17 protein-coding genes and 2 pseudogenes are annotated in these 19357 nt (G+C 70.0%); 10 read left to right on the forward strand and 9 right to left on the reverse strand.

What is annotated here, in order from left to right; all coding sequences use genetic code 11:
• A pseudogene (locus tag D7V93_RS14705) lies at window positions 1-389 on the reverse strand (hypothetical protein); the annotation flags it as partial.
• Between the two features lie 213 nt (window positions 390-602).
• Between D7V93_RS14705 and D7V93_RS46615 the strand changes: the two are divergent.
• The 3 genes from D7V93_RS46615 (at window position 603) to D7V93_RS14720 (ending at window position 2243) form a co-directional block, all read left to right on the forward strand.
• Window positions 603-1022 (forward strand): hypothetical protein, encoded by a 420-nt coding sequence (locus D7V93_RS46615; protein WP_147451181.1) that lies wholly within the window; start codon window positions 603-605, stop codon window positions 1020-1022.
• Window positions 1019-1786 (forward strand): biliverdin-producing heme oxygenase, encoded by a 768-nt coding sequence (locus tag D7V93_RS14715; RefSeq protein WP_120644019.1) that lies wholly within the window; start codon window positions 1019-1021, stop codon window positions 1784-1786. The genes D7V93_RS46615 and D7V93_RS14715 overlap by 4 nt, the downstream gene beginning before the upstream one ends.
• Window positions 1787-1886: 100 nt before the next feature.
• Window positions 1887-2243, forward strand: a complete 357-nt coding sequence (locus tag D7V93_RS14720) for a PilZ domain-containing protein (RefSeq protein WP_244237320.1) — start codon at window positions 1887-1889, stop codon at window positions 2241-2243.
• Window positions 2244-2320: 77 nt separating this feature from the next.
• On the opposite strand, the gene glgB is transcribed toward D7V93_RS14720, so the two are convergent.
• The 4 genes from glgB to D7V93_RS14740 are packed head-to-tail and all read right to left on the reverse strand — an operon-like array spanning window position 2321 to window position 9525.
• Window positions 2321-4525, reverse strand: a complete 2205-nt coding sequence (gene glgB, locus D7V93_RS14725) for a 1,4-alpha-glucan branching protein GlgB (protein ID WP_120644021.1) — start codon at window positions 4523-4525, stop codon at window positions 2321-2323.
• Window positions 4522-5856: a maltokinase N-terminal cap-like domain-containing protein gene (locus D7V93_RS14730; RefSeq protein ID WP_120644022.1), complete on the reverse strand. Its 1335-nt coding sequence runs from the start codon at window positions 5854-5856 to the stop codon at window positions 4522-4524. Before D7V93_RS14730 ends, glgB begins: the two co-directional genes overlap by 4 nt.
• Before the next feature lie 6 nt (window positions 5857-5862).
• On the reverse strand, window positions 5863-7512 hold the full coding sequence (gene treS, locus D7V93_RS14735; protein ID WP_120644023.1) for a maltose alpha-D-glucosyltransferase: 1650 nt from the start codon (window positions 7510-7512) through the stop codon (window positions 5863-5865).
• A gap of 18 nt (window positions 7513-7530) precedes the next feature.
• Window positions 7531-9525 carry an alpha-1,4-glucan--maltose-1-phosphate maltosyltransferase gene (locus tag D7V93_RS14740; protein WP_120644024.1) on the reverse strand — a complete coding sequence of 665 codons (1995 nt, stop codon included), beginning with the start codon at window positions 9523-9525 and terminating at the stop codon, window positions 7531-7533.
• 212 nt (window positions 9526-9737) lie between these two features.
• On the opposite strand from D7V93_RS14740, the gene D7V93_RS14745 reads away from it, so the two are divergent.
• From D7V93_RS14745 to D7V93_RS14760, 3 genes are all read left to right on the forward strand, one after another.
• Window positions 9738-10343, forward strand: coding sequence for a sigma-70 family RNA polymerase sigma factor (locus tag D7V93_RS14745; RefSeq protein WP_120644035.1), 606 nt, complete (start codon window positions 9738-9740; stop codon window positions 10341-10343).
• Between the two features lie 138 nt (window positions 10344-10481).
• The gene (locus D7V93_RS44440; protein ID WP_147451182.1) at window positions 10482-11315 is read left to right on the forward strand and encodes a hypothetical protein; all 834 of its coding nucleotides are present in this window, start codon (window positions 10482-10484) and stop codon (window positions 11313-11315) included.
• A 350-nt stretch (window positions 11316-11665) separates the two neighbouring features.
• Entirely contained in the window at window positions 11666-12478 is an 813-nt protein-coding gene (locus tag D7V93_RS14760) for a hypothetical protein (RefSeq protein WP_120644027.1), read from the forward strand.
• Here D7V93_RS14760 and D7V93_RS14765 read toward each other — a convergent pair.
• The 4 genes from D7V93_RS14765 to D7V93_RS14780 form a co-directional block, all read right to left on the reverse strand.
• Window positions 12447-13940: a sensor histidine kinase gene (locus tag D7V93_RS14765; RefSeq protein WP_120644028.1), complete on the reverse strand. Its 1494-nt coding sequence runs from the start codon at window positions 13938-13940 to the stop codon at window positions 12447-12449. The genes D7V93_RS14760 and D7V93_RS14765 overlap by 32 nt on opposite strands.
• Complete coding sequence (locus tag D7V93_RS14770; protein ID WP_120644029.1) at window positions 13937-14611, reverse strand: response regulator transcription factor; 675 nt, start codon at window positions 14609-14611, stop codon at window positions 13937-13939. The genes D7V93_RS14765 and D7V93_RS14770 overlap by 4 nt, the downstream gene beginning before the upstream one ends.
• Window positions 14612-14668: 57 nt before the next feature.
• Window positions 14669-15649, reverse strand: coding sequence for a dioxygenase family protein (locus D7V93_RS14775; RefSeq protein ID WP_120644030.1), 981 nt, complete (start codon window positions 15647-15649; stop codon window positions 14669-14671).
• Window positions 15650-15784: 135 nt separating this feature from the next.
• Entirely contained in the window at window positions 15785-16132 is a 348-nt protein-coding gene (locus tag D7V93_RS14780; RefSeq protein ID WP_120644031.1) for a hypothetical protein, read from the reverse strand.
• Window positions 16133-16297: 165 nt separating this feature from the next.
• Here D7V93_RS14780 and D7V93_RS14785 point away from each other — a divergent pair, with 165 nt between their 5' ends.
• From D7V93_RS14785 to D7V93_RS14800, 4 genes and pseudogenes are all read left to right on the forward strand, one after another.
• The gene (locus D7V93_RS14785; protein WP_120644032.1) at window positions 16298-17350 is read left to right on the forward strand and encodes an alpha/beta fold hydrolase; all 1053 of its coding nucleotides are present in this window, start codon (window positions 16298-16300) and stop codon (window positions 17348-17350) included.
• Window positions 17351-17360: 10 nt separating this feature from the next.
• Entirely contained in the window at window positions 17361-18266 is a 906-nt protein-coding gene (locus tag D7V93_RS14790) for an acetoacetate decarboxylase family protein (protein WP_120644033.1), read from the forward strand.
• Window positions 18263-18808: a hypothetical protein gene (locus D7V93_RS14795; RefSeq protein ID WP_120644034.1), complete on the forward strand. Its 546-nt coding sequence runs from the start codon at window positions 18263-18265 to the stop codon at window positions 18806-18808. The genes D7V93_RS14790 and D7V93_RS14795 overlap by 4 nt, the downstream gene beginning before the upstream one ends.
• Window positions 18805-19357 (forward strand): annotated as a pseudogene (locus D7V93_RS14800) (patatin-like phospholipase family protein); the annotation flags it as partial. The gene D7V93_RS14795 and the pseudogene D7V93_RS14800, both read left to right, overlap by 4 nt.

A 19357-nucleotide genomic window follows, 5' to 3' on the forward strand; every position in this document is an offset into this window, starting at 1 on the left:
TCCGGCGACTGACCCGGCCGCGGGCGCACCTGCATCACCTTGTTCTGAGCCGGCACCGACACGAGCAGGGTGCCTTCCGGGGACACGGCGATGAAGCGCGCGTTTGTCACCCGCGCCCAGACCGAGACCTGCATCTGGCTGGGGATGTTCAGGGCGCGCGGGACGTCGAACGGCTCCGCCTTCATGTCCGGCGGGACCAGAACCTCTGCTTTCTGCAGCGTCATCTCGGGCGGGAGCCCGCCATCCGTCGTCACCCCGCTGCCCGCGTCCTCCAGGCCCGCATCCGAGTTGCCGGACGGGGGAGGGGAGGGCGGCAGAGCATTGGAACGGCAGCCGGACTGCAAGGTCGCCAGCCCCAGGAAGGTCGTCAGCACGAGGGAGAGCCGCATGGTCCCTTTTCCTAACCGAGACCTCCGAGGGGAGGCGACCCCATTCGTCCATGGTTTTCCGGGATGTCCGGGGCCAGATGGACTGAACACGACCTGAACAAACCTTCAGCCAGTTTTCGAGCGCCCGATCAGGGGCATGAACAGACCTGAACAAACCTTCAGCCAGTTTTCCGCTCCCCTGGCTCTCATGCCTACATGAACAAACGAGCACCCATGCTTCTCCTGGAGGTGAAGTGTCTGTCATTGAATGGCAATCATTGTCATGAGATGGTTGTGTTTTATTTGTATCATGTCTGTCTTTGGGCGGAGCTGGGGCCGGAAGACGTGCGATCCGGGCTTGACCGCGACGGGCCGTTGTGGCTTCATGAATTTGATTTCGATAATCAAAATCAATTGGAGATCGCGATGCTCGGTCAGGGATGCTGCAGGGCGGTGTTGGCGCAAAGCCCGTGCGCTGAAGTGACGCGGTGCAGTTGTGGGCACATCCACCTGGCGGTGGGACCGGTGACGCTCCGCCTGGAGGAGGACGTCCTGCGCGCGCTGGGGCACACGCTGCTGGAGGCCATCCATCAGCTCGAGGCGGCCTCCACCGCCACCGCCCACGGGGCGTCCGACGACAGGTGGAAGCAGTGAGCCTCCAGGGCACGCTCCGGTGGGGCGGCATCGTCCGTTCCGCGAGGGACCGGCGGCCGTCGACCGCGTCCTCCTCTCCCGCGCCAGCGTCACCCCAGCCGCTGTCGCGGCGCCTGGAGGAGGGGACGGGGATGGCGCGGCGCCAGGCCGAACAGTCCACCTTCCTGGAGGCGCTCTTCCACGGCGCGTGGAACGGCGGCGTCTACGGCCAGTTCGTGCGGGCCCGACACTACGTGAACCACCTGCGCCAGCTGCACGTCCTCTACGAGGCCTTCGAGTCCGTGCTGCCCGGGGTCGAGGACGGCGCCGTCGCGCGGCTGCTGCGGCTGCCGGAGCTGCGGCGGGCCTCGGCGCTGCTGGCGGACCTGGACTGGTTCTGCGGCGACACGCGCACGCACCCGTTCGCCTGCGCGGAGACGCGGCTGCACGCCGAGCGCATCCACGAGGTCGCCGGGGAAGCGCCGCACCTGCTCATCGCCCACGCCTACGCCCGCTGCGTGCAGGACCTGTACACCTCACCCCAGCGCGCGCAGCTCATCGCCCAGGCCTTCGAGCTGGACGGCGGGCGGGGCACGGCCTTCTACAACGCGGTGGCCCCGGGAGAGCTGCACGCCTTCCAGGCCCGGCTCTCCGCCCGGCTGGACGAGGTGGAGCTCGGCGAGCAGGAAGCCCAGGAGGTCGTCCAGGAGGCGCGGCTCGCCTTCCGCATCCAGGGCCTCATCTGCGACGAGCTGGCCCGGGATGCACCCGGTATCAATGGGTGACGCCCCACCCGGGGCTGGGACACGTCCCACCCCCTGGGTAGCCTGCTCGGCTGGGAGGGCAATATGTTGTTTCGTGACAGTCACGCTAGGATGGCCAATCGTGACGAACCAGACGACCTCCTACATTGATCGCCGCGCCTTCCCCCGGCTGCACGCCCCCCTCTACTCGCGCCCCGCGCGGATGAAGCTGGGCGAGAAGAAGCAGGTGCTCGATGTCAGCCTCGGCGGGGCCCGCATCTACTCCGACGAACCGCAGGACGTGGGCAGCCGCCTGGACCTGGAGCTGTTCATGCCGGACGGCAGCTCGCTGGAATGTACGGCGCGCATCGTCTGGGCCATCAAGCTACCCAGGGACGCGGTGGCGCGCTTCGAGGTAGGGCTGTCCTTCCTCGACGTCCCGGAGGCGATCCTGGCGCGGTTGAAGACCGTGCTCGTCCCGGATGAATCAGAAGGCTGAGACACCCCCGGTGTTCAGCTCCGTGAAGACGTTCCCGCCTGGCCACGGCGGGAACGTCTCCAGTGCTGCATGACGGCTCAGCCCGGCGTGAACCACACCACCGACAGCGGGGGCAGGGTGAGGGCTGCCGAAGCCGGCTGGCCGTCCCAGCCGGTGGGCTCGGTGTGCACCTGACCCTGGTTGCCCAGGCCGCTGCCGCCGTACTCCCCCGCGTCGCTGTTGACCAACTCCACGTAACGGCCCTGGAGCGGGAAGCCCACGCGGTAGTTCTCACGCGGCACCGGTGACAGGTTGGCCACGCACACCACGTGACGCCCGGGCGTGCGGGAGCGGCGCACGAAGGCCAGCACGTTCGCCGCGGAGGCGTCCGGCTGGAGCCACTGGAAGCCCACCGGCTCGCTGTCGGAGTCGTACAGCGCGGGCAGCTCGCGGTAGACGCGGTTCAGGTCGGACACGAGCTTCTGGATGCCCTTGTGGCCCGGGTCGTGGAGCAGGTGCCAGTCCAGGCTGCGGTCGTGGTTCCACTCCGCCGGCTGGCCGAACTCGCCGCCCATGAAGACCAGCTTCTTGCCCGGGTGGGCCCACATCCACGCGAAGAGCGCGCGCAGGTTGGCGCGCTTCTGCCACGGGTCTCCCGGCATGCGGCTGTAGAGGCTGCCCTTGCCGTGCACCACTTCGTCGTGGCTCAGCGGCAGCATGAAGTGCTCGCTGAACGCGTACAGCAGGCCGAAGGTGAGCTGGTTGTGGTGGTACTGCCGGTGGATGGGGTCCTTGCCGAAGTACGACAGCGTGTCGTGCATCCACCCCATGTTCCACTTGAAGTGGAAGCCCAGGCCGCCCTCGCTCGTGGGCTGGCTCACCTTGGGCCACGCGGTGGACTCCTCCGCGATGACGACGACGCCCGGGTGCTTGCGGCGGATGATGTCGTTGAGCTCGCGCAGGAACTGGATGGCCTCCTCGTTCTCGCGGCCGCCCCAGCGGTTGGGGATCCACTCGCCCTGCTTGCGGCTGTAGTCCAGGTAGAGCATGGAGGCCACCGCGTCCACGCGCAGCCCGTCGATGTGGTACTCCTCCAGCCAGAACAGCGCGTTGGCGATGAGGAAGTTGCGCACCTCGTTGCGGCCGAAGTTGAAGACGAGCGTGCCCCAGTCCGGCTGCGCGCCCTTGCGCGGGTCGGCGTGCTCATAGAGTGACGTACCGTCGAAGTTGCCCAGCGCGTGGCTGTCGCGCGGGAAGTGGCCCGGCACCCAGTCCACGAGGATGCCGATGCCCTCCTGGTGCAGGTAGTCCACCAGGTAGCGGAAGTCGTCCGGGTGGCCGAAGCGCGACGTGGGCGCGTAGTAGCCGCCGACCTGGTAGCCCCAGGAGCCGCCGTAGGGGTGCTCCGACACGGGCATCAGCTCCACGTGGGTGAAGCCCGTCTCCTTCACGTAGCGCGACAGCTCCGGCGCCAGCTCGCGGTACGTCATGGGCCGGTCGCCGTCCTCCACCACGCGGCGCCAGCTGCCCAGGTGCACCTCGTAGACGCTCCAGGGCCGGTGCGCGACGTCCTTCTGCTGGCCGCGCGACTCCAGCCACGCGCTGTCACCCCACGCGTAGCGGTCCAGGTCGTGCACCACCGACGCGGTCGCGGGCGGCGTCTCCGTGCGGAAGGCGAAGGGGTCCGACTTGAGCAGCCGGCCGCCGCCATGCCCGGGGCGGATCTCGAACTTGTAGCGGGTGCCCTCGCCGACCTCCGGGACGAACAGCTCCCAGATGCCCGAGGAGCCCATGCGCCGCATGCTGTGCAGGCGCCCGTCCCAGCCGTTGAAGTCGCCCACCACCGACACGCTGGCCGCCGTGGGCGCCCAGACGGCGAAGGACACGCCCTTCACCCCGTTGTGGTGGATGAGGTGCGCGCCCATGCGCTCCCAGAGCCGCTCGTGCCGGCCCTCGCCCGCGAAGTACAGGTCCAGCTCCCCCAGCGTGGGCAGGAAGCTGTACGGGTCGCGCAGGGTGAAGACCTTCTTGCCCGGGTACTCCACCTCCAGCAGGTAGCTGAAGGGCTCCGTGCGGCCGTTGATGCGCGCCTCGAAGACGCCGCCGGTGCGGTGCACCATGGGCACCTTGCCGCCGAACTCCGGCAGCACGTGGAGGGACACGGCCTCCGGCCGGTAGGTCCGGACCACCATGCCGTCCCCGTCCGGGTGCACGCCCAGCACCGAGTGCGGCTCCGGATGGCGCAGCTCCACCACGCGTTGCAGCTCCGCGTCCACCTGTGCTCTGTCCGCCGGCTTCCTCACTGGGCATCCTCCATCCGCAACAGGGCCTCGACGGGGATGCGCACCCAGTCAGGCCGGTTCGCCAGCTCGTAGCGCACCTCGTACAACAGCTTCTCCAGCTCGAAGGCGCGCAACATCACGTCAAAGGCCTCGTCGGTGTCGGGCAGGAAGGCCGCCCCGCGCGTCGCCGTGCGGTAGCCCTCCAGGAACGCGTCGCGGGTGGGGCCCACGCGCCCGCGTGGCTGGCCGCCCTCCAGCGCGACCGTGGCCTCCGCGTAGTCGAAGGAGCGGATCATCCCCGCCACGTCGCGCAGCGCGCTGTACTTCTCCCGGCGCGCGGTGAACGACCGGGACGGCTCGCCCTCGAAGTCGAAGAACAGCCACTGGTTGTCCGAACGCAGCACCTGGCCCAGGTGCAGGTCGCCGTGGATGCGGATCTTCAGGCCGGAGGGCGCCACGTGCGCCAGCTTCTTCGCGTACGCGATGAGCCCCTCGCGCCGGCCCTCCAGGTCCGCGTGCAGCCGCCCGGCGTCCGCCAGCGTCACGCCCAGCTCTCCCACGATGGACGCGCTCCAGCGCTGCAGGTCCTCCAGCAGGAGCGGCTCCGGGGAGAAGGCCAGGTCGTCCGGCCCCGAGGAGGCGAACGCCTTGTGCAGCGCTCCCAGCCGGGCCCCCAGCTCCCGCATGTCCTGCAGGAACCCGTCACCGAGGGACTTCTGCTGGCGCAGCCGGTCCAGCGTGTACTTCCAGCCGTCCACGGCGTCCGGCACGAAGCGGTGCGCCAGGCCCAGCGTCGCGCCCGCGGGCCCCTGCAGGTTGAGCGCACCCAGCAGCTGCGGCGTCGCGCGGAACGACGTCTTCGTCGCGAGGAAGCGGCCCACCTCGTATTCGGGATTCACGCCCGCTTCGAGCTTGCGGATGATCTTGATGATGACCCGCTCCCCCAGCACGATCGACGTGTTGCTCTGCTCCACGTTGAGCCGTCGCACCGGCAGGGGCTCCGGCAGGGCGACCCCGCTGTCCGTGGAGGCGATCCACTCGCCCACCAGGCGGCCGGAGCCGGAGGGCATCTCCCGGCCCTCGCGCGCGAGGTTGAAGAGGGCGCGCACGCAGTCGTCGTCCTCCAGCGCGCTGGAGAGGCCGTCCGGGCCCTGGCGCGCCAGGATCTGGTAGCGCTCCGGCTGGCCCAGCTCGTACACCACCTCCACGATGGCGAGCGTGAACGAACACGTGCCCAGCTCCAGGGGCACGTGGTCCACCACGCTGACGCTCTTGATGGGCCACGCCTTGCCGGCGAACCAGCGCTGGGCCTTGAGGAAGTCGGGCAGCTTTGTCAGGTCCAAGGATGTCACTGGCGGTTACTCCTTCCCCGGCATTGGCTTGTCCAACCGGAACCACAGGAACATGTAGGGCCCCATCGACAGCTGGTAGGGCAGGTCGCTGATGCGGGGGAACGCGGTCTCTCCAATCAGCTCCACGGGCACCGCGCCGGCAAGCTCCCGCAGGTCCAGCACGGCCGGCTGCGCGAAGCGCGACAGGTTGCAGATGACCAGCACGGACTGGCCCTGCCACTCGCGCACGAACGCCAGCACCTTGCGGTTCTCCGTGGCGAGGAACTTCAGCGTGCCCATGGCGAAGACGGGGTAGCGCTGGCGGATGCGGATCATCCGCTTCACCCACTGGAGCAGGCTGGACTTCTGGCGGTCCTGCGCCTCCACGTTGATGGACTGGTAGCCGTAGACGGGGTCGGCGATGACGGGCGCGAACAGGCGCGCGTAGTCCGCGCGGCTGAAGCCCGCGTTGCGGTCGCCCGTCCACTGCATGGGCGTGCGCACGCCGTTGCGGTCGCCCAGGTAGATGTTGTCGCCCATGCCGATCTCGTCCCCGTAGTAGAGGACCGGCGTGCCGGGCAGGGTGAACAGCAGGCTGTGCATCAACTCGATGCGCCGGCGGCCGTTGTCCATCAGCGGCGCCAGGCGGCGGCGGATGCCCAGGTTGATGCGCATGCGCGGGTCGGTGGCGTACTCCCGGTACATGTAGTCCCGGTCCTCGTCCGTCACCATCTCCAGCGTCAGCTCATCGTGGTTGCGCAGGAAGATGGCCCACTGGCAGTTGTCCGGGATGTCCGGCGTCTGCTGCATGATTTCGACGATGGGTGTGCGGTCCTCGCGGCGCACCGCCATGAACAGGCGGGGCATCACCGGGAAGTGGAAGCCCATGTGGAACTCGTCGCCCTCGCCGAAGTACACGCGCACGTCGGCGGGCCACTGGTTCGCCTCCGCGAGCAGCACCTTTCCCTGGTACTCGGAGTCGATCGTCTTGCGCAGGCGCTTCAGGAACGCGTGCGTCTCCGGGAGGTTCTCGCAGTTGGTGCCCTCGCGCTCGAAGAGGTAGGGCACGGCGTCGCAGCGGAACCCGTCCACGCCCATGTTGAGCCAGAAGCGCATGACGTCCAGCATGGCTTCCTGCACTTCGGGGTTGTCGTAGTTCAGGTCGGGCTGGTGGCTGAAGAAGCGGTGCCAGAAGTACTGCTTGGCCACCGGATCCCACGTCCAGTTGGAGCGCTCCGTGTCGGTGAAGATGATGCGCGCGCCCTTGTACTGCTCGTCGGTGTCGCTCCAGACGTACCAGTTGCGCTTGGGGCTCTTGGGGTCGCGTCGCGCCTCCTGGAACCAGGGGTGCTGGTCGCTGGTGTGGTTCACCACCAGCTCGGTGAGGATGCGCAGGCCGCGCTTGTGGGCCTCCTCCACCAGCCGCTGGAAGTCCGCCAGCGTGCCGTAGTCCGGGTGGATGCCGTAGTAGTCCGCGATGTCGTAGCCGTCATCGCGCAGCGGGGAAGGGTAGTGCGGCAGGAGCCAGAGGCAGTCCACGCCCAGCTCCTGCAGGTACGGCAGCTTCTCGATCAGGCCCGGGATGTCCCCGTGGCCGTCCCCGTTCGAGTCGTGGAATGCGCGGATGTGCAGCTCGTAGATGAGCGCCTTTTTGTACCAGAGCGGATCCAGGTCCATACGCCTCTCAAAAGGGTGTCACTCGAAGTAGTCGAACGCGTGCTCGGTGCGGCGGAAGCGGTAGACGGCATACAGGGCCGCGGGCTGTTCAGGCGTCAGGCGCACCTGCACGTCCGGCCCCTGCCACAGCGAACGCTGGTCGGCCATCAGTTCATGCACCTGGTAGGTCTCCTCCGCCTTCACGCCCAGCCACTCCATGGGCACGTGCAGCAGGGCCTCCTGCGGCGCGTAGGGGTCCAGGCTCACCGCCACCAGCACCGTGCTGGTCCCGTCCGGGGTGCGCTTGCCGTAGAAGAGGACGCGGTCGTTGTCGGATTCGAAGAAGCGCAGGCCGGTGTACTGCTGGAGCGCGGGGTGCTGCTTGCGCGCGGCGTTGAGCTTCGAAATCCACTCGGAGATGTGGCCCGGCCTGTCCCAATCCCACGCGACGAGCTGGTACTTCTCCGAGTCCAGGTACTCCTCCTTGCCCGGCACCGGCCGGCCCTCGCACAGCTCGTAGCCGGAGTACATGCCCCACACCGACGACAGCGTGGAGGCCAGCGCCACGCGCAGGCGGAAGGCGCCGGGGCCCGCGTTCTGGAGGTTCTCCGGCAGGATGTCCGGCGTGTTGGGCCAGAGGTTGCCGCGGAAGTAGTCCGCCACCGGGGGCTGGGTGATCTCCTCCAGGTACGTGCGCAGCTCGTCCTTGAAGAGGCGCCAGGTGAAGTACGTGTACGACTGGGTGAAGCCCACCTTGCCCAGGGCCTTCATCACCTTGGGGCGGGTGAAGGCCTCCGACAGGAAGAGCACGTCCGGGTGCAGGTCCTGCACCTCGCGGATGAGCCAGTGCCAGAACTGCATGGGCTTCGTGTGCGGGTTGTCCACGCGGAAGGTCTTCACGCCGTGCTCCACCCAGAAGAGGACGACGGACTTCAGCTCCTTCCAGAGGGCGTCCCGCGCGGGGCCCATCCAGTCGAAGTTGACGATGTCCTCGTAGCGCTTGGGCGGGTTCTCCGCCGTCTTGATGGTGCCGTCCGGGCGGTGCTGGAACCACTCCGGATGCTCCTTCACGTAGGGGTGGTCCGGCGCGCACTGGAACGCCAGGTCCAACGCCACTTCGATGCCGTGCGCTTGAGCGGCCTCCACGAACGCGCGGAAGTCCGCGAACGTGCCCAGCTCCGGGTGGATGGCCTTGTGGCCGCCCTCCGCCGCGCCAATGGCCCAGGGGCTGCCCACGTCGCCGGGCAGCGCGCGCAGGGTGTTGTTCTTGCCCTTGCGCGCGGTGCGGCCAATGGGGTGGATGGGCGGGAGGTAGACGGTGTCGAAGCCCAGCTTCTGGATGTACGGCAGCCAGCCTTCCGCGTCCTTGAAGGTGCCGTGCGTGGTGCCGTCGCGCTTCGCGGAGCGGGGGAAGAACTCGTACCAGGCGGCGTTGCGCGCCTTCTCCCGGTCCGCGAACACCTCCAGCACCGGGTCGTAGCGGCGCGCGAGCGTGCGGTCCGGGTGACGCGACGCCACGTCCGCCAGCTCGGGTGACAGCGCGGCGAGGAGGTGCTCCGGGGAGGGCGGCGTGCGCAGGCGGGCCCCTGCCTCGGCGAGCACGCGGCTGTCCTCGGCGGAGACATCCCTGGCGCGCGCGGCGGCGCCTTCCAGGAGGGCCGCCCCTTCGAGCAGCTCGCTCTTCACGTCGCGGCCCGCGTCCACCTTGCGCTTCAGCTCGTGCGCCCAGGTGCGGAAGAGATCCGGCCAGGCTTCAATCGTGTATTCGTAGCGGCCGTTGCGGGCCAGGGGGATGACCCCCTCCCAGGCGTCGTTGCTCCTGGGGGCGAGGGGGACCTCCGCCCACTCCGTCTTCTGGGAGGCGGGGGTGACCTGGCGCCAGCGCGCGACGGCCACGAGGACGTCGTGACCTTCCTTGAAGATGTCCGCGCGGACGGTCAGGCTCTCCCCGGCGATGCGCTTGATGGCGTAGCGCCCTGCGTCCAGCTCCGGCTGGACGTTCTCGATGAACACGCTTCCGAGTCGGTCGGTCATATCGGCTTGGCGGTGGCTTATAGGACTGTGAGTGGGTGGCTCCAGGCGGCAATGTGCGGGTGTTGTTGATTGAAGAGGACGACCGCCTGGTCGCGTTGGCCTGTCAACGTTAGGGATGGAGGGGACAGGCGACTACCCTGCGAGGCTGGGTGGAAGACTCAGGACAGTTGAAGCTGGGATCCGCCCCTCCGGTTGCGGTATCCGGGATGAACATGGCGCCTACCGACTCCTCCGCTCAGCAAGCGAGTGACCTGTCGGCCGACCGCGACCTGCTCCGGCAGGTGGCACTCGGCAGTGCGGACGCCATGCGCGACGTCTACGCGCGGTGTTCGGCGCGGGCGTTCGCCATCGCGGTCCGGCTCTTGCCCACGCGGGCGGACGCGGAGGAGGTCCTCCAGGAGATCTTCCTGGACGTGTGGCGCCGCGCGCGCGAGTTCGACCCGGCGCGCGGAGGGCTGGAGACGTGGGTGACGACCATCGCCCGGACGCGCGCCATCGACCGGCTGCGGTCGCTGGGCACGGTGTCGCGGATGGTGGAGGGCGTCAGCCAGCAGGCTCCGCCGGTGAGCGCCACGCCGCAGGCGCCGGATGTCTCCGTGGCCGCGAGCCAGGACCAGGCGCGGGTGCGCGCGGCGCTGGCGCAGTTGCCGCCGGAGCAGCGGGAGGTGGTGCTGCTCGCGTACTTCGAGGGCCTGTCCCAGAGCGAGATCGCCCAGAAGACGGGGCATCCGTTGGGTACGGTGAAGACGCGCGCACGGCTGGCGCTGGAGAAGCTGGCGGTGCTGCTGGAAGCGCCGCCCGGGTCCGTGTCGCGCTGAGCTCCTGAGCGCTGGCGGACACGGGGCTGTATCCCCGGGGATGGGCGGTGAAGCAGGCTCGCGCTGACGCTGCCTTGCGGCCGGGGGCATGGCCACCAAACCTTGCGACTGTTTCGCGAACCCCAGGGAGGGGCGGACATGCGCAAGGCGAGGGATGCAGGTGCGGCGTTGATGAACGAGCGGGAGCGTCAGGTGATGGTGGCCAGTGCTCCGAGGAACCTGATGGCGCTGTCGCGGCGCGAGGTTCAGGGAATGGTGAAGCGGGCGCGCGACATGATGGACCGGTACGCGCCACGCACGGAGCGGATGCGGCGCGGGGCTCCGGGCAAGCGCGTCCCGCTGCGGAGCCGCAAGGTGGAGGGGATGATGAACACCCGGCGCAAGGTGGCGATGTTCCGCACGGCGCTGGCGCGCTTCGAACTCCAGCTGGGCAGGATGGCGAAGGCGGCCCTGCGCACGGCGCGGCCCGCGAAGCGCAAGCCGATGGTGGGGAAGGCGATGCGAGCCATGCCTTCGCGTGCGAAGACCGTGAAGGCGACGCGAAGGGCCCGTGTCACGGCTCCGCGCGCGAAGACCGCGAAGACGACGCGGATGAACCGTGTCACGACTCCGCGCACGAAGGCCGCGAAGACGACGCGGATGAACCGTGTCATGCCCCTGCGTACGAAGTCCGCGATGACGACGCGGATGGACCGCGCTGCGACTCCTCGTACGAGGAACGCGATGACGACGCCGATGTCCCGCGCTGCGGCTCCGCGCACGAAGAACGCGATGGAGACGCGGGGGGCCCGCGCCACGACTCCGCGCACGAAGCTCCTGAAGGCGACGCGAGGCACGACTCGCATCACGCCTCCGCGCAAGAACCTTGCGACGCCGACGGTCCGCGCCGCGGGCTACACGCGCCGGACGTTGGCGAGCGGTGGGATGCCCAAGGCCCAGCGGATCCCGGTCATGAACCGGCGGGAACTCTAAGCCAGCCGAAGTCATTCCGTTCAGGGGGAGACTCCGGCACGGGACACCGCAGGCACCTTCTCGCGCCGCGCCTGGCTCGTCCCATGGGTGTCGGACTGGGGGGCGGGTGCCACGCTGGAGGCTGTCGCAGGACGGCCCCAGCCCGTTCCCCGGTGAAGCGGTGGGGGCGGCCTGCCGGGCGCGCTTGTCAAACCTGTCCGACAGTCGGACAGGTTCATCCGCTTCGTCGCCGGGACGCTCCGCCCGAGAGCGTTCCGACCGGCGACGGGGGACGGGAAAGCGCGTGGCCGTGCCAGGACCGAGCGGAGTTCTCCTCTTGGATGCGACCGGGTGGTACTAGAAGACGGACCATGCGGAATCGATGGCTCCTCATCGGCACGGTGTTGGGGTTGGTCCTCTTCGTCGCCTCCCGGGCGCTCTTCCACTTCGTTCCCGGCTCACACGAAGCGGCGGCGAAGCTCTCCCGAAACGCCCCCTACTTCCTATGCGCCCTGTGTGTGCCGCTGGCGCTCTACTACCTGCCGCGCTACCGCAGGAGCGCGGTGCACAACGTAGAGGGGCTCCGGTTGATGGCGGAGGGCCGGGTGGTCGCCGCGCTCCAGCAGTTCGAAGCGGCGCTCCCCCTGGCCAAGAGCGACGTCATCCCGACCTACAACATCGCCGTCTGCCAGCTCCAGTTGTGGCGACTGCCGGACGCGGAACGCGCGCTGGGCCGCCTGGAGACGCGCAAGGACCTCACGCCGCAGTTCCGGGCGGTGCTGTGCGCGGCGCTCGCGCTGGCGGCGGCGATGCAGGGGCGGTCGAAGCCGGCTGAACAGTGGCTGGACGCGGTGAGGAAGTGGGGACACAAGCCCTTCTCGCTGGCGGTGCTCGCCTCGGCCGTGGTGGCTTGCCGGGCCGGGCTGTGGAGCGAGGCGCGGGAGCAGCTTGGGCAGCCCGTGGCGCAGGAACTCACCGGCCCGCTGCGCGGCCTGCGGCAAGCGCTGGGGGCCTGGTGCCAGGAACAGCTCACCGGGGAGCCGCGGCCCGTGGACGCCGTCGCCGTGTTCGGTGAGGCCTCTCCCGACGCGCTCCAGGCCGCCTGGCCCGAACTGGTGGCCTTCCTGCTGGAGCGCTCCCGCCAGCCGCCGGTCAGGCTGTCGGCGCCATCAACGGGCCGGTGAAGCCGACCTCCAGACCTCCGTACTCGGAGGGAGCCAGGGCCAACGTCCAGCCGTGCAGCTCCACGACGTTGTGCACGATGTGCAGGCCCAGGCCCTGGCCCTGCGGGTCTCGCGTGCGGGCCGCGTTGCCCCGGAAGCGGCGCTCCAGCAGGCGCGAGCGTTCGTCGTCCGGGATGCCCGGCCCGTCGTCGATGACGCGCAGGTGGAAGGTCTGCTGGCGCGTCGTCTCCAGCACCACCGCCACGTGGCCGTCCTCGCGCCCATAGCGGATGCCGTTGAGCACCACGTTGCTCACCGCCTGCTCAAGGAGCGTCTCGTCGCCCATCACCCAGGTGGGCGTCGCCGGCACGCCGCTCTCCAGCGCGATGCGCCGCGGCCGGGCGATGGGCTGGTGCCGGCCCAGCACGCGCGACACCAACGCGTTCAGGTCCACCGGCGCATGCTGCACCTGGGGCGCTCCCGCCTCCAGCCGCGCCGCCGCCCCCAGGTTGTGCACCAGCGAGGCCATGTAGTGCGCCTCGCCCATCGCGGAGTTCACCAGGCCGGGCTCCAGTGCTTCACCCGTCCGCAGCCGCTGCTGCATCGCGGCCAGATGGCCCTGCAGCACGGTGAGCGGCGTCATCACGTCGTGCGTGGTGTTGGCCAGGAAGTCGCGCAGCGTCTGCTCACGGGCCTCCTGGTGCGCCATCTGCGCCTGGATCTCCTCGCGGGCCTCCTGGAAGGCCCGGGCCAGCTCCGCGATCTCGTCGTGGCCCTGCACCGTCACGGGCTGCCGGTAGTGACTGCCCGAGGACGCGCGCACCTCCACCGTGAGCCGGCGCAGCCGCTGCACCACCGGGCCCAGGGCCACCACCATCGCCGACAGCAGGATGAGCGTGGGCACCCCCCAGATGTTCAGCGGAGGCAGGCCCACCTCCGGTGAATTGGAGGGCTCCACGCGCCGGGCCAGCACGTACTCGCACGGCCCCCCTTCCCAGGGCATGCGCAGCAGCAGGTCCTGCACGAACGCGCCGTCCTCCTTGGAGTAGCGGCGCACGCCCACGCCATCCGCCCGCACCCCTTCGCGCAGGTCGTCGTCCAGCGCGGGCGCCTGCGCGTTGCGCGACACGAACTGGCCGTCGAACGGGAAGAGCTGCACCGGCGGCATCCTTCCGCGGAAGGGCCCCTTGTCACCCGGGCTGCTCCGGGGCGGCCCGCCGTTGCCCGGCCCGGAAGGCGGCTCCCCCGGGCCGCCTCCGTCGTGCTCCCACGGAGGACGCGGTGAACGGGTGCGGACCATCCAGGTGTCGGGCGCGGCCTCGCAGCGCTCGCGGCCCCCGGACTGCATCTGCGCCAGCGTGGACTCGGCGATGACCTCGTCCGTCGTGCGCCGGCGCACCGAGTGCTCCACCTGCACCAGCGCGAACGCCGTGGGCACCGTCACCGCCACCGCCGTGAGCGCCAGGCGCAGCCGCAGCTTCACGCGTCCTCCCCGGGCACCAGCCGGTAGCCCACGCCCCACACCGTCTCCACGCACTTCACCGGACCCAGCTTGCGCCGCAGCCGCGACACGTGGACGTCCAGCGTGCGCTCCGTGCCCTCGCGCTCCGGATCCAGCACGTGCTCCACCAGCCACTGCCGCGTCACGGCCTCCTGGGGCCTGCGCGCCAGGGCCGCGAGCAGCCCGAACTCCACCCGCGTCAGCTCCACCGGCCGCCCGCGCACCTGCACGGCGTGCCCCTGGAGATCGATGCGAAGCGGGCCCACCTCCACCACCGCCTGCTCCTTCTGGAGGGTGGGGCGGCGCAGGCGCGCGCGCACGCGTTCGACGAGCTCCTCCGGCCAGAAGGGCTTCGTCATGTAGTCGTCCGCGCCCAGCTTCAGGGCGCGGACCTTGTCCAACGTGTCGTTGCGTGCGCTCAGGATGAGCACCGGGACCTCCGAGAAGGTCCTCAGCGCCTTGAGCATGTCCAGGCCGTAGGTGCCGGGCAGCATCAGGTCCAGCACCACGAGGCTCACGTCCGGAAGCTCGCCGGCCACCAGCAGGCGGCCCTCGCGCCACCAGACGGGATCGAAGCCCGCGCCCCGGAGGTGCCCGACGATCTGCGAACCGAGCGGCTCATCGTCCTCCACCAGCAGGATGCGGTCCCCCATGCGTCATGCCTCCCGTTGCGTCCCCGGAGGTGTCCGGGGCGTCCAGCACAGTCTGGCTCAGGGCACTCCGGCGTCGAAGCCCGGAGGCGGACCGCCAAAGCCGCCGTCGCGACCGGGCGGCGGGCCCATGCCGCCGTCACCGCCCGGCGGGGGACCGCCACCCCCACCACCGCCGCCCGGGATGGCGCACTGCGCGTTGGCGAGCGACGAGCGGATGACCAGCGTCTTGGCCGCCAGCATCGCGCCGTCCGCCAGGCGCTGCGTGGTGAAGAGGTAGTTGCCCACGCTCTCCGCGGAGACGACGTTGTCGTTGGCGTTGGTCGTGTCGCGCGCCCCCCGCGTGTTGTACAGCGGCTGGGTGTTGACGATGTCGTCGTTGAGCGTGTCGTCGAAGAAGAGCTGCGAGGTGACGAACTCGCTGCCGTTGACGCGCACGGTGAAGTGGATGTGAATGGTGCGGCTGCTGTACCAACCCGGGAAGCAGGTGTCGAAGTCCGCCCGCCCGTTCGCGTCCGTGGTCTGCACGCCGCGGAACCACCGCGCCGCGCGCGCCACCGCATCGCCGGAGGTGCAGAAGTCGCTGGCGTCCTCGCCGGAGTACAGGCCTTCCGGTGCGGCGTGCCAGATGTCCACCGTGGCGCCCGGGATGGGCTTGCACGCCTCGTCGACGATGAGGAAGGCCAGGCGCACCGGCAGGCCGTCGTGGCCCTCGCTGATGTCCTTGCGCTCCACCGTGGTCGCGTAGCAGGGGCCCAGCGTGGACTCGCAGGTGAGGGTGCACACCGTGCCGATGCCGGCGGCGAACGGGTCCGGGTAGCTGGTGGCGGCCGTCATCGCCGCGGTGCCGCCGGTGGCCCACACGCCCGGATCCGTCGTGCCCGCGTCGGGGTCGCCCGTCACGCCGTCGGTCTCGCTGCCACCGCAGGCGATGAGCAGCCGGCCCAGCGGGACCGCGGCCAGCGACAGGCCGATGCCGCGCAGGATGCCTCGACGCGTGATGACCTGGGGGAGCAGGTCCTGAGGGGTCTCGCTCTTCATCCGGTGGTTCCTCCGGGAGACGGGGAGCCGGGAGCGGCGGGGGTGCCACTCGCGGGACCGTCCGGCACGGGCCGGACGGTGAACCGGGTTATCGCGGGCGAACCTTAAGCAACCCTTACGCGCGAGGGGCCGGCCTCAGGAAAAGCGCACGATGAAGGCGGCGAGCAGCGGGCCCGCCGCCTGGCCGTCCGCTGTCGAACGCGGGCCGCCCTCGGTGAGCTTCGCGCCCAGCTCCTCCAGCGCGGGCTTCATCGCCTCGAAGGCGCGGGTCGCCTCGTCGGCAGTGTAGAAGAAGCGCGGGTGCCGCAGCCACCCGGCGATGCCGCAGGTGATGGAGTGGAAGGAGCGCTCCTCGTCCGCTTCGTAGGTGAGGCGCAGGTTGCCGCGATAGCCCTCGTCGCGCACCACGATGCCGCCCTGGCTGCCCATGCCCCCGAGCGTCGCTCCCGCCTCGTAGTCGCTCCAGCCCGTGTCCTGGTCCATGCCTGCACCCTTAACACCGCGCGCACGTCCTGGGCGGCGTGTCAGGGAGGCGCCACGCCGTTCCGCGAGGCCCCGGTCAGGACCGGCGAGGGATTGCGCGGCAGGGTCCGCACGCCGGTTGTCGCCCTTCACGCACCGCACCACGTTTGCGTCTGGGGGGACGTCATGTCCGCGGAACCATTTCATGAGCCTCGTTACTCCGAGGAGGTCGTTCCCTTCCTCGCTGGTGATGGACGCGCGCTGCACCTCGTTCACCTGCGCGGCTTCGAGAAGGCGGACAAGGGACCGGTGGTGCTGGTGCACGGCGCGGGCGTGCGCGGGAACATCTTCCGCGCCCCCGTGCGCCAGACCGTGGTGGATGCGCTCATCGAGGACGGCTACGACGTGTGGCTGGAGAACTGGCGCGCGAGCATCGACGTGGAGCCCGGTGAATGGACGTTGGACCAGGCCGCCGTCCTGGACCACCCGGCCGCCATCAAGACCGTGGTGGAGAAGACGGGGCACGACACCGTCAAGGCCGTCGTCCACTGCCAGGGCTCCACCAGCTTCACGATGGCCGCGGTGGCGGGGCTGCTGCCGGAGGTGGACGTCATCGTCACCAACGCGGTGTCGCTGCACCCGGTGGTGCCTCCCTCCGCGAAGCTGAAGCTGCACTACGCCGTCCCGCTGGTCGCGCACCTGACGCCGTACCTGGATCCGCAGTGGGCCTACGGCGGCCCCACGCGCACGGCCCGCGCCCTGACGCGGGTGGTGATGGCCACGCATCACGAGTGCGACAACCTGGTCTGCCGCTGGACGAGCTTCACCTACGGCACGGGCTTCCCGGTGCTCTGGCGGCACGAGAACCTGAACGCCTCCACGCACGATTGGCTCCAGCACGAGTTCGGTCCGGTGCCCTTCACCTTCTTCCGCCAGATGGATGCGTGCGTGCGCGCCGGCCACCTGGTGCCGGTGGAGGGCTTCAGCGCGCTGCCGGAGGACCTGGGCGAGCGCGAGCCCCAGACGGATGCGCGCTTCGCGTTCTTCGCGGGCGAGGACAACCGCTGCTTCCTCGCGGAGAGCCAGCGCCGCAGCTTCGAGCACCTGGAGCATTTCCACCCGGGCCGGCACTCGCTGCACGTGCTGCCCGGCTACGGCCACCTGGATGTCTTCATGGGCAAGCGCGCGGCCCAGGACGTCTTCCCCCTCCTCCTCTCCGAGCTGGATCGCCCGGTGTGAAAGGTCCGTCATGTTCATCCCCAAGCGCATCAAGAAGCAGGCAGGCCGCTACTCGCGGGTGGACGACATCCCGTACGCGCTGCCCGTGGACTCGAAGGGCGCCCCGGTGATGATGGCCGCCTTCACGGTGGACGCGCGCCGCGCCGCGAGCCTGCTGCCCGGCAACGAGCTGCACCCGCTGCGGGTGACGCGGGACCGGAGCGTGCTGCTCATCACCGTCATCGACTACCACGTCACGGACATTGGCGCGTACATCGAGTTCAGCATCGCGCTGGCGTGCACGCATGGGCTCCGGCCCGCGCCGCCGCTGCTGCCGCTGCTGTTCTCCAAGCGCTACGGCGTGGGGCAGTACGTGGTGGACCTGCCGGTGAACACGGAGGTGTCCGTGAAGGGCGGCAAGGGCATCTGGGGCATGCCCAAGCACCTGGCCCGGCTGGACTTCCGCGTGGAGGACGGCACGGTGAGCAGCCGCTACGTGGAGGGCGGCCAGCTGGCGGTGCACGTGGGCATCGAACGCCCGAAGAGGGCCTGGCTGCCCCTCCGGGCCGCGGCGGTGAACTACTGCGCCTTCCGGGGCTTGTTGATGAAGTCGTCCATCTACTTCCGGGGCAAGTTCGGCTTCCGGCTCGGACGGTGGGCGAAGGCCGACCTGAAGCTGGGGGACCACCCGCGCGTCCGGCCGCTGAAGGAGCTGGGCATCTCCGACCGCCCCCTCTTCACCGGGTTCTTCCCGTCGTCGAGCGGCGTGCTGGATGATCACTTCGAGGCGTGGTTCCTCACCCAGCCCTCGCTGCCCGAGAGCACGTATCCGGAGGGGCTGGAGAGCGTCGTGGACCTGGGCCAGGGCCAGACGCCGATGCCGCCGCCGGATGCCGCCGGCGCGCCGTCCGCGACCGTCCAGGGTGTCTGGCCATGAAGCGGGGCGACCTCCTCCACCTGGCGAACGCGTGCCTGCTGTTCCTGTGCACGTCCATGTACCTGGGCACGGGCTGGTCGCTCATCCTCTTCACGTTCCCCATCGCTCCCCAGCTCACGGTGGACAACTACTACCTCCAGTTCGTGCCACAGGTGCAGGCGGCCACGCGGTTCTTCACCGTCATGACGGCGGTGATGCTGCTGTCGGCGGGGATACTGGCCTGGCGGGAGCGGCGGTCCGCGCTGCGCTGGTACCCGCTGCTGGTGCTGCTGGCCGTGGTGGTGGCCACGCTGCTGACGCGCATCTTCATCTTTCCGTACAACGCGGAGATGGCGGCCGGCATCACGTCGCCCGAGCGACTGGCGGAGGTGCTGGGCGCGTGGATGCGGACGAACCGCATCCGCGTGGGGCTGTGGTCGGTGCAGTGGCTGGCGACGCTGGGCTACTTCGTGCACCGCGTGCTGCGCGCCGAGCGTCCGGTGGTGGCCCGGTCGACCCGCTACGGGCTGTCCCTTCCCCGGCGCCGGGAGGCCCACGCATGAGCGCGGGCCTGTCACGGTGGCTGGAGCGCCGGGCCCGCACCCACGGGCGCGAGTGGCGCCAGGTGCTCGCGGCCATCGCGTGGATCACCGTCGTGGCCGGCGGCTTCCAGTTGCTGGTGCCTGGGATCGAGCTGCGGCTCTTGAGCGCGGACGCCTCCCCGGCGCCCACCCACTTCTTCCGCATCGTGGGCATGTTCATGGCGCTGTTCGGCGGCCTCTTGCTGTACGGCCTGCGCGAGCCCCGCGCGAACCCGGCGGCCTTCCTGTGGTCGGGGCTCCAGAAGGTCGGGGCGTGCCTGATGGTGTCCGTGGCCGTGGCGCGCGGGCTGCTCTCACCGCTGGCGCTGCTCGTGGCGGTGTTCGACGGGCTGTCGGCCCTGGTGGTGCTCGGGTACTTCGCGACGCTGCGGCAGCGGGAGCAGCCGGGCTCCGTGCTCAACCCCCGGCCGGATGTGACGCCCGCCGTGACGGCGACCCCCCTGGAGTCACGCGCCGAGTCACGCGCCCCGACGGTGCGCGGGGCGGGGGAGGGCGCGCAGCCCCGACGCT

Source organism: Corallococcus llansteffanensis (assembly GCF_003612055.1).
Classification (GTDB): Bacteria; Myxococcota; Myxococcia; order Myxococcales; family Myxococcaceae; genus Corallococcus; species Corallococcus llansteffanensis.

Bases quoted from the DNA above. Each gene is read 5' to 3' on its own strand.
- D7V93_RS14790 (WP_120644033.1), top strand. From the start codon at position 17,361: ATGTTCATCCCCAAGCGCATCAAGAAGCAGGCAGGCCGCTACTCGCGG.
- D7V93_RS46615 (WP_147451181.1), top strand. From the start codon at position 603: ATGCTTCTCCTGGAGGTGAAGTGTCTGTCATTGAATGGCAATCATTGT.
- D7V93_RS14775 (WP_120644030.1), bottom strand. From the start codon at position 15,649: ATGAAGAGCGAGACCCCTCAGGACCTGCTCCCCCAGGTCATCACGCGT.
- D7V93_RS14795 (WP_120644034.1), top strand. From the start codon at position 18,263: ATGAAGCGGGGCGACCTCCTCCACCTGGCGAACGCGTGCCTGCTGTTC.
- D7V93_RS14760 (WP_120644027.1), top strand. From the start codon at position 11,666: ATGCGGAATCGATGGCTCCTCATCGGCACGGTGTTGGGGTTGGTCCTC.
- D7V93_RS44440 (WP_147451182.1), top strand. From the start codon at position 10,482: ATGCGCAAGGCGAGGGATGCAGGTGCGGCGTTGATGAACGAGCGGGAG.
- treS (WP_120644023.1), bottom strand. From the start codon at position 7,512: ATGGACCTGGATCCGCTCTGGTACAAAAAGGCGCTCATCTACGAGCTG.
- D7V93_RS14745 (WP_120644035.1), top strand. From the start codon at position 9,738: ATGGCGCCTACCGACTCCTCCGCTCAGCAAGCGAGTGACCTGTCGGCC.
- D7V93_RS14785 (WP_120644032.1), top strand. From the start codon at position 16,298: ATGTCCGCGGAACCATTTCATGAGCCTCGTTACTCCGAGGAGGTCGTT.
- D7V93_RS14780 (WP_120644031.1), bottom strand. From the start codon at position 16,132: ATGGACCAGGACACGGGCTGGAGCGACTACGAGGCGGGAGCGACGCTC.
- D7V93_RS14740 (WP_120644024.1), bottom strand. From the start codon at position 9,525: ATGACCGACCGACTCGGAAGCGTGTTCATCGAGAACGTCCAGCCGGAG.
- D7V93_RS14770 (WP_120644029.1), bottom strand. From the start codon at position 14,611: ATGGGGGACCGCATCCTGCTGGTGGAGGACGATGAGCCGCTCGGTTCG.